General features: G+C 31.1%; 11 protein-coding genes. 8 read left to right on the top strand and 3 right to left on the bottom strand.

What is annotated here, in order from left to right:
• Positions 1–7: 7 nt before the first annotated feature.
• The 3 genes from BOW57_RS09060 (at position 8) to BOW57_RS09050 (ending at position 2,509) form a co-directional block, all read left to right on the top strand.
• Positions 8–565, top strand: coding sequence for a YgcG family protein (locus tag BOW57_RS09060; protein ID WP_129053852.1), 558 nt, complete (start codon positions 8–10; stop codon positions 563–565).
• Positions 566–571: 6 nt separating this feature from the next.
• The gene (locus BOW57_RS09055) at positions 572–1,468 is read left to right on the top strand and encodes a LysR family transcriptional regulator (protein WP_129053851.1); all 897 of its coding nucleotides are present in this window, start codon (positions 572–574) and stop codon (positions 1,466–1,468) included.
• A gap of 75 nt (positions 1,469–1,543) precedes the next feature.
• Positions 1,544–2,509 carry a YeiH family protein gene (locus BOW57_RS09050; RefSeq protein WP_129053850.1) on the top strand — a complete coding sequence of 322 codons (966 nt, stop codon included), beginning with the start codon at positions 1,544–1,546 and terminating at the stop codon, positions 2,507–2,509.
• Positions 2,510–2,514: 5 nt separating this feature from the next.
• Here BOW57_RS09050 and BOW57_RS09045 read toward each other — a convergent pair whose 3' ends face one another.
• A complete protein-coding gene (locus tag BOW57_RS09045; protein ID WP_371413518.1) occupies positions 2,515–3,318 on the bottom strand; it encodes a hypothetical protein in 804 nt (267 codons plus the stop codon).
• 323 nt (positions 3,319–3,641) lie between these two features.
• Here BOW57_RS09045 and BOW57_RS09040 point away from each other — a divergent pair, with 323 nt between their 5' ends.
• Positions 3,642–4,640 carry a zinc dependent phospholipase C family protein gene (locus BOW57_RS09040; protein ID WP_129053848.1) on the top strand — a complete coding sequence of 333 codons (999 nt, stop codon included), beginning with the start codon at positions 3,642–3,644 and terminating at the stop codon, positions 4,638–4,640.
• A 156-nt stretch (positions 4,641–4,796) separates the two neighbouring features.
• Here BOW57_RS09040 and BOW57_RS09035 read toward each other — a convergent pair whose 3' ends face one another.
• Positions 4,797–6,887: an LTA synthase family protein gene (locus BOW57_RS09035; RefSeq protein ID WP_129053847.1), complete on the bottom strand. Its 2,091-nt coding sequence runs from the start codon at positions 6,885–6,887 to the stop codon at positions 4,797–4,799.
• Positions 6,888–7,082: 195 nt separating this feature from the next.
• Here BOW57_RS09035 and BOW57_RS09030 point away from each other — a divergent pair, with 195 nt between their 5' ends.
• Together BOW57_RS09030 and BOW57_RS09025 are read left to right on the top strand one after the other, a co-directional pair.
• On the top strand, positions 7,083–7,748 hold the full coding sequence (locus BOW57_RS09030; protein ID WP_089056007.1) for a response regulator transcription factor: 666 nt from the start codon (positions 7,083–7,085) through the stop codon (positions 7,746–7,748).
• Positions 7,749–9,146 carry a HAMP domain-containing sensor histidine kinase gene (locus BOW57_RS09025; RefSeq protein ID WP_129053846.1) on the top strand — a complete coding sequence of 466 codons (1,398 nt, stop codon included), beginning with the start codon at positions 7,749–7,751 and terminating at the stop codon, positions 9,144–9,146. It abuts the gene before it with no gap.
• Between the two features lie 99 nt (positions 9,147–9,245).
• On the opposite strand, the gene BOW57_RS20970 is transcribed toward BOW57_RS09025, so the two are convergent.
• Complete coding sequence (locus BOW57_RS20970) at positions 9,246–9,371, bottom strand: hypothetical protein (RefSeq protein WP_256371701.1); 126 nt, start codon at positions 9,369–9,371, stop codon at positions 9,246–9,248.
• A gap of 87 nt (positions 9,372–9,458) precedes the next feature.
• On the opposite strand from BOW57_RS20970, the gene hisG reads away from it, so the two are divergent.
• Positions 9,459–10,316: an ATP phosphoribosyltransferase gene (gene hisG, locus BOW57_RS09020; RefSeq protein WP_129053845.1), complete on the top strand. Its 858-nt coding sequence runs from the start codon at positions 9,459–9,461 to the stop codon at positions 10,314–10,316.
• Positions 10,317–10,434: 118 nt separating this feature from the next.
• The gene (gene hisD / locus BOW57_RS09015) at positions 10,435–11,718 is read left to right on the top strand and encodes a histidinol dehydrogenase (protein ID WP_129053844.1); all 1,284 of its coding nucleotides are present in this window, start codon (positions 10,435–10,437) and stop codon (positions 11,716–11,718) included.
• Positions 11,719–11,771 lie beyond the last annotated feature (53 nt).

Genomic DNA, 11,771 nt, shown 5'->3' with positions numbered 1-11,771 from the left:
TTTAATAATGAAAAAAGTCATTTTTATTATTTTATTTTTTATTGCGATTTCTGCAACTGGTCAAACTTTTGAGAAAAAGCAAAATGATTCGTTAAAAGATAAAACGATTACAACATTTCGAGAAATTTATTGGAATAATTTGCCAAGTCCCAAAGGCTGGATTAATGATTATGAAAGAATTTTTTCTGATGATGAAGAAAAGAAGTTAGACAATATAATTTCAAATTTTGAAAGGGAAACATCTATTGAAATTGCAATTGTAACCATTGATACTATTAAGACTTCTAGTGACAAATTTGAAGCGCTATCACTTCATATTGCTAAAACTTGGGGTATTGGAAAGAAAGGAAAAGACAACGGAATTTTGATTGGATTGTCAAAAGGATATAGAAAAATCAGAATAGAACTTGGAAATGGAATAGCAAAAGTACTTACAGAACAAGAAACAAAAGAAATCATTGATCATGATTTTATTCCCGAATTCAAAAAAGGAAATTACTACCAAGGAATTGTTAATGGAATTACTAAGCTGATGGAAGTTTTAAGAACAAGAATTAAAAAGTAATAAATTATGGACTTCAGGCTAAAAGTTTTTTACACCGTTGCGCTCCGCCTTAATTTTACTAAAGCGGCAACAGAGCTATACATTACACAGCCTGCCGTTTCTAAGCACATTCAAGAACTCGAGGAAACCTATAAAACAAAGCTTTTTGAGCGAAACGGTTCTAAAATTGCTTTAACTCCAGCCGGAAAAATTTTACTTAAGCACACCAAAAGCATCTTTGAAATTTATCGCGAGATCGATTTTGAAATGAGTTCTTTTATTAACGAACGCCAAGGTTTATTGCGATTAGGAGCAAGTACAACAATTTCTCAATATATTATTTCTCCAGTTTTAGCGCATTTTCATCAAAAGCAAAAAGACATAAAAGTCAATTTGTTAAACGGAAATACAGAACAAATCGAAAATGCTTTAATAAACAAAGAAATCGAAATTGGAATTGTCGAAGGACAATCAAAAAATCAATCCATAAAATACATTCCGTTTTTAAAAGACGAATTAGTTTTAGTTTGTAATAGTAATAATCCATTTGTGAAAAAAAATGAAATTTCAGTAAGTGATTTAAAATCAATGAAATTCATAACTCGTGAACGTGGATCAGGAACACTTGAAGTTATAGAATATGCATTGAAAAAAGCCGGTTTGAAATTCTCAGATTTACAAATCGAAATGCAGTTAGGAAGTACAGAAAGTATTAAATCATATTTATTAAATTCAGACTGTTTTGCTTTTATGTCTATTCATGCGGTTAGTAAAGAATTGAAAAATAAAGAATTAACTGTTTTGGATGTAGAAAAATTATCTGTAGAAAGATACTTTTATATCATCACATTGTTAGGTAAATCAGATTCATTGTCGGAGCTGTTTATCCAAAACATATCAAATCACTATAACTTAAAGTTATAGTCGATTGTAATTTGCGATTGGGAGTTTTGTGTAAAAGGATAGAACTTTGCAGAATAAATTTTTAATTATTCTATTTTGAAAACAAAAGAACATACAGCCTCACAATTATTCGAAGTTAATCGTTACTTGCAACAAGCCATTTTTGCTGCTGTTATCTTTTTATGCTTATTTTCGATTATTTCACCGCCAATAGCTTTGTTGTTTGGAGTTGTAATTGTAAACATTTTTGGTAATCCATTTGTAGAATTCAATAATAAAGCAATCACCTTTTTATTACAATTCTCTGTTATTGGTTTAGGATTCGGGATGAATGCATCAAGTGCAATTTCGGCTGGAAAAGAAGGCTTTTTACTAACTATATTCTCTATATTCAGTACTTTAATTTTAGGAACTTTTTTAGGCAAATGGTTAAAAACCGATAAAAAAACATCTCACTTAATATCTTGCGGAACCGCAATTTGTGGAGGAAGTGCCATAGCGGCAATTTCACCAGTAATAAAATCAAACGAAAATGAAACCTCAATTGCTTTAGGAGTAATATTTATTTTGAATTCAATTGCCTTATTCGTTTTTCCATTTATTGGTCATCAGCTTGATTTATCGCAAAAAGATTTCGGATTATGGTGTGCGATTGCTATTCATGATACTAGCTCTGTTGTTGGCGCGGCAAATAAATATGGAGCCGAAGCTTTGCAGATCGCTACAACAGTAAAACTAGCGAGAGCTTTATGGATTATTCCAATTTCGATTTTAACAGCGGCAATTTTTAAAAGTAAAAATTCAAAGATTAAAATTCCTTATTTCATAGGTTTGTTTATTGTCGCTATGCTTTTAAATAGTTATGTCCCTGCAACAGCAGTAATTGCGCCGCATATTGTAAATATTGCAAAAATTGGATTAACAATAACCTTGTTTTTAATAGGAGCAACATTGAATGTAAAAACCTTAAAATCAGTAGGAGTAAAGCCTTTATTGCAAGGCGTATTTTTATGGATTTTTATAGCAGTTTTAGGTTTAATATCAATTTTGTATCTCGGTTAAATCGATTATTTTATATTTGAGAATTTGACAGTTGGTTTGCCTGTAATTTTATACCATTTTCCAGAAAAAGAAAGTCTTTTTTCAATTACGAAATTAAATTGTTTTTTAGTTTTTGCCAGTTCAATAATTTCTGTTGGCAAATCTACATCATAATCATCTTCAGTACCTTTTGGTTTTTTATAAAAACCAGTTGTAGTAATGGCAAAATCTCTAAAAAACTTTTTCTTACCGTCGTTGATTACTTTGTACGAACTAGACCATTCAGAGTTTCCACCATTATTAAATAAAGAATAATAACCTAATTCCATTAAAGGCTGATATTTACCATCAAAACCAGCAATAAGATATAAGTAACCATTATAAGGAGCGCCTGCACCGCCGTTTGCATGTTCTATCGTAAACGCATATTGATCTTCGCCAATTTCAACAAGTTTTGGTGAAGGTGCTCTCGAAAATGCACCAAATGCTGCAATAGCAGGTTGAAAAGATTTCATTTCCCAAACCGCTCCATTTTTAGCAAATTTAGCAACACCAATTAGTCCACCATAAAAACGCCCCGTTTGCAAACCATCAGCATCATAATAAGAATGATTGAAAGTCAATAATTTGAACTGATTTCCTTTTGAGTCAGAATAATCTATATTGCTTAGAACTCTTGTAGCAACACCTTCTTTATATGGAAAAAGCTGATTTCCCTCAACACCATTTGCATCAATAAAAGGCTGCGGTTTACAATTGTTGCATTTCCAGCTTACAAAAGTATTATGATCTGATAAATTGTATAATTTACCTGGAAATAATTTTTGCATTGTTTTTAAGGGATCAAGTGAACCAGATATTTTAAGTACTCTTTTTGTGTTTAGAATGGTATCGCTGACATTTTTTAATTGTATATCAGTTTCTTGGGCTAAACAAACTGAACTAAAAAAGAGAGCGAAATTTAGAATAAAGCGGCGCATATTTGTAAGATTTAATACCGAAACAAACATACAAGAAAAATTCTCACGATTTTATATTTACCATACTTATATGGTTTAAAAAAGGTTAGAGGTTAAATTAAAAGAATCTTAAAAGCGATTCTTTTAAATTATCTTTAAATAAGGTAAATTTGTCTCTCAAATAAAAAACAAAAATGAAAAACTTCAAAATGAGACCAAAATTAATTGCTTTTTTTGCATTAATCATAGGTTTTTTTACTTTATCATGGGGAATTGTAGGCCATGAAAGAATTAATAAAGCTGCTGTGATGGCTTTACCAAAACCACTTCAGATTTTCTTTTACAATCACATCGATTTTATTACTCAAGAAGCATCTGTTCCGGATATTCGTAAATATGCTTTAAATTACAAAGACGAGAATCCTAGGCATTATTTTGATATGGAAAACTTTGGTGCTGCTGATAGTATTCCAAAAACTCTAGAAGAAGCAAAGAAAAAATACGATAGTAAGTTTCTGAACAATAACGGAATTTTACCTTGGTATATCGAGGATATGATGGCTAAGTTAACCAAAGCCTTTAAGGATAAAAATAGAGCAGAAATTTTATTTCTTGCTGCAGATTTAGGTCATTATATTGGCGATGCACATATGCCATTGCATACTTCGGCAAATCATGACGGACAATTGAGCGATCAAAAAGGGATTCATTCTCTTTGGGAAAGCAGACTTCCAGAGTTGTTTGCTAAAAATTACAAGCTAAATGTTCCTGAAGCTCAATATTACGCTGATGTTCATAAAGCAACTTGGGATATGATAAACGATACTCATACTTTAGTGAAACCATTATTGGATATTGATAAAAAGTTGAGAACGGCAACTCCAGAAAATCAGGTTTTTAAAATGGATACAGATGGAAAAGTATTAAAAAGCAAATACAATACACCAGTTTTCTCTGATGAGTATGCAAAAAAACTTCACCAAGATTTAAACGGAATGGTTGAAACTCAAATGAAAAAAGCAATTACAGCAACAGCAAGTTTTTGGTACACAGCTTGGGTAAATGCTGGAAAACCAGATTTGAGCGATTTAGATTCACCAGCTGTTACACAAAGAAATCATCAAGCTTTACAAGATGATTTAAAATTGTTTCAAAAAGGAGATTTGTTCGGAATGAAGAATCAAAACGACTAATTTTTTCAAGTTAAAATTTGAAAAAAATAAATTTCAATAAAAAAAAACAAATTCCAAAACTGGAAAAAAAACAGAATCTAAAAGATTCTGTTTTTTTTTATGTATCAACGAAATCCTTGGAATTTGGAATTTGTTTTTATTGGAATTTTAGAAAAATTATTTCTGATATTTCTTTTCCTTCAAAACATAAGAGGCAGTTTGGTAGTAAGAAATCGTTTCGTTAACCAAACTTAGTTTTTCAGTTTTTAATGGAATTTCGTTATAATCAACTTGAAATTCTGGAGCAACTCCTGTCTTCGGATTTATTTTCAGCGAAAACTGTTTAACTTGCTGCTTAGGAGATAAAACAGTCAACACATTGTCTTTTATTAAACCTAAATCTTGGTAAGTTGCAATAAAAGCTCTTGGTTTGTAATTATCTTTAAAAACATCCTGTCCAAAGAATTTACTTTTATAATCAAAATGCAATAAGCCAAATAATGTTGGCATAATGTCTATTTGCGACATTAGTTTATTGAATTTTTGAGGTTTGCCATTTGGAGTGTAAATAATTGCCGGAATTCGGTATTTATCCAAAGGCAGTTCTGTTTTTCCTGCGCTCGAAGCACAATGATCCGCCACAATTACAAAAACAGTATTGTTAAACCAAGGCTGTTTACGAGCCATTTCAAAAAATCGGCTTAAGGCATAATCAGTATATTTTACACCTCCATCGCGAGATTTTATATCGCCAGGAATATCAATTTTATTATTAGGATATGTAAAAGGTCTGTGGTTGCTCACCGTCATAATATGATTAAAGAATGGTTTATTTTCTTTAGCTTCGGCTGTCATTATTTTTACCGCTTTTTTATACATATCTTCATCACATACACCCCAAACATTAGAAAATGTGATTTCTTCGGGTGAAAAACTTGATTTGTCTATAATTTGATAATCATTTCCAGAATAAAAATCTCTCATATTATCAAAGAAAGCATCACCGCCATACATAAACTTCACATTGTATCCTTTTTGTTTAAAAAGTGCACCGGTCGAAAATTTATTTTTATTATCCTCTCTTTTTACCACACTTTCTCCTGCAGTTGGCGGCAGGCATAAAGTTACAGCTTCAAGACCGCGAACAGTTCTGTTTCCCGCAGCATACAAATTGGTAAACTGAAGACTTTTTTGTGACAAACTGTCTAAAAAAGGAGTGATGTTTTGCGAGTTTCCATAAGCTTTCATAAAATCAGCGCTTAAACTTTCGATTGTAATCAAAACAACATTTTTGCGTATCTCAGCCGAGTCACTTTTTATTTCGTGAGTCGTATCTTCTGGAGAAGCTATAGGCAATTGCTCTTTTAGAATTGCAAAAGCTTTGTCGTGCGGAATTGTTTTGTAAAACTTGAAATAGTCAAGTTTACTGTTTTGAAATGCCAAATAGAATTTATAGATGCCGTTTGATTGTAATTCATTAACAAAAACATTCTTTGAGTTTTCTGTTTTAGATAAAGTTGGAACAGCTATTAAAGAAATCAAAAATAAACCCCAGTATACACCTGAGATTTGTAGTTTCTCTTTTAAAGTTGGAATTTCATAAATGTAGTTTTTTGTTTTTTTCAGGATATAATAAGTTATCGTTCCTGTTACCAAGAATAAAGCTGAAAAGATTGGAACTACAGGATAAGACTGCATAATGTTTCCAATTACTTCATTTGTGTAAATCAAATAATTAACAGCAATAAAGTTGTATTTTACTCCAAATTCATTCCAAAAAAAGTATTCGCTTAAACCATTTTGAAGAATTAATAAAACGTAAAGAAAAATCACAAATGCAAAAAGCCAGAATCTAATTTTATCTCTCCATTTAGGAAGAAAAAGCATAAGAGCAAAAAGAACCGTTTTTATTCCTATAAAAATTAAAACTATTTTAGGCAAAGCTCCTCCGTATTGATCAAAAACACTTTTTCCTGAAGCAACATATAAAAAAGCTGTAATAAAAACACCTAGAATAATATAACCAGAAGGCTTATTGTATTTAGAATTTGAAATAAAAATTAGATACAACCATAAAAAAAAACTAGCAACTGTAAAAACGAAAAAATCGGAAATTAATCCTAAAGAAAAGATCTTCAAGCTTTCAAGAAATGAAAATGAAGTTTGTGTAATAGGATGAAAAAACAAAACAATTCGCAGTAGTAAACTGATAATGAAATAGAACAAGGCCAGGTGGTAAAATGGGCTAAGCTTTTTGTAGAATGTCATAATGTAGTATTTGGGACAAAATTAAGGTTGATAAATTAATAATAGATGAAGTTATACTTTTACCTTACTTAGTGTTAACTTAATGTTTTCTTAAGATTATGCTTGCAGGTTATTCTGATGAGTTTTAATGTTTTGAGAAATTTAAAATTTTTATCTTTGACTGGTCCAAAAGTAAAAATTTTAATAAAAAAACATATGCATATTTTAATCGTAGAAGATGAGTTAGGTATCGTTCAGTTTTTGCAGCAAGGACTGCAGGAAGAAGGGTATAAGGTTACTACAGCAAATGACGGTTCTAAAGGCTTTGAATTAACGCAAGAGCAAAAGTTTGATTTGATTTTATTAGATTGGATGCTTCCTAAAATTAATGGTTTAGATTTATGCAAGGCAATTAGAATTAAAGATCAAATAACACCAATTATTTTTTTGACTGCTAAAGATACCGTACAAGAAACGATTGAAGGTTTAAAAGCTGGTGCAAATGATTATATTAAAAAACCTTTTAGTTTTGAAGAATTAGTAGAACGTATTAAAGTTCATTTTAGAAATAGAAAAGGAACAGAAGTTCTGTCATTAGGTACCATTAAAATTGATTTATCAAAACATATAGTTTTGAAAAGCGATGAAGAAATTGCATTAACACAAAGAGAATTTGAATTGCTTACCTATTTAATTAAAAATAAAGGAAAAGTTTGTACTCGAAATCAGATTTTGAAAGATGTTTGGGAAATTAATTTTGAATATGATACAGGTGTAATTGATGTTTTTATGAATGCCATTCGTAAAAAATTAAAGCTGAAAATAGAAGAAGATTATATAAAAACAATTCGCGGTATAGGTTATATCGCTAACGACTTATAAATGGTACAGCTTTCTTTTAAAAACAGAATTGCATTAAATTACATAATTACTACAGGTTTATTGATTGCAGCTGTTTTTTCGGTTATTTATTCTATTGTAAAACATACCGTTTACAGTCATATTGATGAAAAAATAAAAGTTGAAATTCAAAATCATTTAGACGAAATAAAAGTTGTAAACGGGAAAGTAATTCTAATTGATGCCGAGGAATGGAAGGAGCGCGAGCATAATACTGTAGACGTGAATCCTGTTTTTGTACAGTTTTTAGATTTGAAGAAAAGAGTAATCGAAAAAGCGCCCAATTTAAAAACAGAAACACTTCAATTTAAAGATTCTGTAGAAGATTATGAATTGTTCGATACCATGATGGGAGATCATGCAATTAGACAAATTCAAGTTTCACTTCATGTTAATAATAAAAAAATAGGATACGTTATCGTTGCAATGTCGCTGGCCGACTCGAAAATGGTACTTAATAATTTGTTCGAAATTATGAGTTTGTCGTTTTTAGGAATTTTGTTGCTGCTGTTTTTTATTGCTCGTTTTTTTGCAGGACGAAGCATAAAACCAATAAACGCAATTATAAATACATCGCGAATTATTACCAAAGACAATTTAAAAACGCGTATTCCACTGCCCAAAACGCGGGACGAATTATACACGCTTTCAAAAACCATAAACAATTTGTTAAATAGGATTGAAGATGCAATTGAACGCGAAAAGCAATTTACTTCAGATGCTTCTCATGAATTAAGAACTCCTTTAACAGTTATTAAAGGTACGCTTGAAGTTCTTATACGTAAACCTCGTGATAATAAAGAATATGAAGAAAAAATTAATTATTGTATTCGTGAAGTAGATCATTTAAATTTATTGGTAGATCAGTTGCTGTTAATGGCTAGATTTGAAAATCAAAAGCAAGATGTTAATACAGAATTAGTATACTTAAATGCGATAATTTTAGATGTTTTGACTTTGAATTCTGAGAAAATTAAGAGCAAGCATATCAATATTAAATTTGAAGCAGAAAAAGATTATTATGTTCAGTCCGATAATTTTCTGGTCATTACGATTTTGAGAAATATTATTTCAAATGCGATTAAATATACAGAAAGTAAAGGCGAAGTTTCTATTTTGTTATTCAAACAAAATGGGAAAACAAGCTGTAAGATTTCTGATAACGGAATTGGTATTGCGAAAGAAGATTTGGAGAACATTTTTAATCCATTTTTTAGATCTAAATCTACAGAACATCCCGAAATTAAAGGGACTGGATTAGGATTGTCTATTGTAAAAAGAATCACAGATTTGCTTGATATCAAATTTAAAATAGACAGTAAAATAGATGTTGGGACATCAGTTATTTTAGTTTTCAATGAAGAAGTGAAAACGTTGTAGTAGATTGAAAGAATGCAATGAAAACAAGGCTTGAGCTTTTTTTTAACAATAAACTATCGTTAAGTTATATTAAAAATTGCTTTTTTATGAAATTAACTATTATATTTGCAAACGAATCAAAGAATTATAAAACAAACCAAACAATGATTTCAAATCAATTACATCATCATCATTTTCATTATTGCTCTCAAGCGATGTGTTAATGGTATGTGTGTAAATCATCATATTTTAAAACCCGTTTGAGTACATCAAACGGGTTTTTTTATACCAATTCTTTGTACTCAAACTATTAATTCAAAAAAAAACTAAAAAATGAGTACTTTAAAAATTGCAATTCAAAAATCAGGTCGTTTAAACGAAGACAGCATTCAGATTCTAAAAGACTGCGGTATTTCAATAAACAATGGAATCGACCAGTTAAAAGCCGAAGCTTCTAATTTTCCTCTGGAAGTTTTATACCTTCGAAATTCAGATATTCCGCAGTATTTAATTGATGGAGTAGTCGATTTAGCAATTGTTGGCGACAATCTTTTGGTCGAAAAAGGCAAAGAAATTGAAGTTGTACAACGACTAGGATTTTCAAAATGTAAAGTTTCTGTAGCAGTTCCTAAAGCCTTCGAGTACAATTCGGTTCAAGATTTGGCTGGTTTACGAGTTGCAACCTCTTATCCAAACACAGTTAATGAATACTTCAATTCTTTTGGGTTAACAGTAGATATTCACCAAATTTCGGGTTCTGTAGAAATTGCCCCAAACATTGGCCTTGCCGATGCTATTGTTGACATCGTTTCAAGCGGAAGTACTTTATTCAAAAACAACTTAAAAGAAGTAGAAGTGATTTTGAAAAGTGAAGCAGTTTTGGCCGTTTCACCAAAAGTTTCACCAGAAATTCAAAAACATATCGATACCTTAAAATTCAGAATACAATCTGTTTTAAGAGCTAGAAATTCAAAATACATCTTGATGAACGTTCCAAACGAAAAAATTGATGAAATAGGAAAAATTTTGCCAGTTTTAAGAAGTTTAACAGTTCTTCCATTAGCACAGGAAGGTTGGAGCAGCGTACACTCGGTAATTGATAAAGATACTTTCTGGGATGTAATTGATAAACTGAAAGATGCAGGTGCCGAAGGAATTTTGGTTTGTCCAATTGAAAAAATGGTTCTGTAGGGCTTTGCCCGCTTTAGGCAGTAAGCTTTAAGCTTTATGCCGAAAAAAAACACAAAGTAAGAAAGCTTAAAGCCTATAGCTTAAAGCCTGTTGCAAATAAGCATAAAGCATAAAAACAATGAATAAAATAGATAATCCAAAACAAGATACTTGGTCAGAAATATTAAAAAGACCAACTCAAACTATTGATGATATTGAGGTTACAGTAAAAGAAATTTTTAAAGAAGTACAGAAAAAAGGTGATGAAGCCGTTGCAAAATACACTTCAATTTTTGATGGCATTTCTTTAGATAATTACGAAGTTTCAACAGCAGAAATAAAAGAAGCAATTGCTTTAATTCCAAATGAATTAAAAGAAGCTATTCAATTGGCAAAAGACAATATTTACAAATTTCACAGCGCTCAGAAAACAGATCGTGTTGAAATAGAAACAATTGAAGGTGTAAATTGCTGGCAGGAGAAAAGACCAATTCAAAAAATTGGATTGTATATTCCAGGCGGAACAGCTCCTTTATTTTCAACCGTTTTAATGCTTGCTGTTCCTGCTGAAATTGCAGGCTGTAAAGAAATCGTGTTGTGTTCGCCGCCAGATAAAACAGGAAAAATAAACCCAGCGATTTTGTATGCTGCAAATTTATGCGGTGTAACTAAAATTTTGAAAGTCGGCGGAATTCAGGCAATTGCAGGAATGACTTTTGGCACACAGTCAATTCCTAAAGTGTATAAAATTTTCGGACCAGGAAATCAGTTTGTGACCGTGGCAAAACAATTGGCAACCCAGTTTGGTGTTGCAATAGATATGCCGGCTGGGCCATCAGAATTGTTAATAGTTGCCGATGATACTGCAGTTCCGGCATTTGTAGCTTCAGATTTGTTGTCGCAGGCAGAACACGGAACAGATAGTCAGGTAATTTTAGTTTCGACTTCTAAAAGACTAATTGACGCAGTAGAAAAGGAAATTCAATCTCAGGTAGAAGTACTTCCAAGAAAAGCCATCGCAATAAAAGTAATCGAAAATTCAAAATTGATTTATGTCGAAAATGATCAAATTGCTTTAGATCTAATCAATGAATATGGTCCTGAGCACTTCATTATCTGCTCGCAATATGATGATTTTTATTGTAACGGAATTATAAATGCAGGATCTGTTTTTATTGGAAATTATACGCCAGAAAGTGCAGGAGATTATGCTTCAGGAACAAATCACACACTTCCTACTAATGGTTATGCAAAAAACTACAGCGGTGTAAATCTAGATAGTTTTACAAAATCAATGACATTTCAGAAAATATCTGAAAAAGGAATTCAAAACATCGGTAAAGCAATCGAAACTATGGCTGAAGCTGAAGGTTTACAAGCACATAAAAATGCCGTTACCTTGAGATTGAAGAGTTTAAAATAAAATACAAAAAAGGAAGAAGAAAGAGTAAAGAAGCAAGATTTTACAAAGTCTTT

The sequence above is a fragment of the Flavobacterium sp. YO64 genome, assembly GCF_004119505.1.
Lineage (GTDB): Bacteria > Bacteroidota > Bacteroidia > Flavobacteriales > Flavobacteriaceae > Flavobacterium > Flavobacterium oncorhynchi.
This window is presented reverse-complemented; position numbering and strand designations above follow the sequence as displayed.

Coding starts and splice junctions, on each gene's coding strand:
- BOW57_RS09060 (WP_129053852.1), top strand. CDS start 8: ATGAAAAAAGTCATTTTTATTATTTTATTTTTTATTGCGATTTCTGCA.
- BOW57_RS09055 (WP_129053851.1), top strand. CDS start 572: ATGGACTTCAGGCTAAAAGTTTTTTACACCGTTGCGCTCCGCCTTAAT.
- BOW57_RS09045 (WP_371413518.1), bottom strand. CDS start 3,318: ATGCAAAAATTATTTCCAGGTAAATTATACAATTTATCAGATCATAAT.
- BOW57_RS09040 (WP_129053848.1), top strand. CDS start 3,642: ATGAAAAACTTCAAAATGAGACCAAAATTAATTGCTTTTTTTGCATTA.
- BOW57_RS09035 (WP_129053847.1), bottom strand. CDS start 6,887: ATGACATTCTACAAAAAGCTTAGCCCATTTTACCACCTGGCCTTGTTC.
- BOW57_RS09030 (WP_089056007.1), top strand. CDS start 7,083: ATGCATATTTTAATCGTAGAAGATGAGTTAGGTATCGTTCAGTTTTTG.
- BOW57_RS09025 (WP_129053846.1), top strand. CDS start 7,749: ATGGTACAGCTTTCTTTTAAAAACAGAATTGCATTAAATTACATAATT.
- BOW57_RS20970 (WP_256371701.1), bottom strand. CDS start 9,371: ATGATGATTTACACACATACCATTAACACATCGCTTGAGAGCAATAAT.
- hisG (WP_129053845.1), top strand. CDS start 9,459: ATGAGTACTTTAAAAATTGCAATTCAAAAATCAGGTCGTTTAAACGAA.
- hisD (WP_129053844.1), top strand. CDS start 10,435: ATGAATAAAATAGATAATCCAAAACAAGATACTTGGTCAGAAATATTA.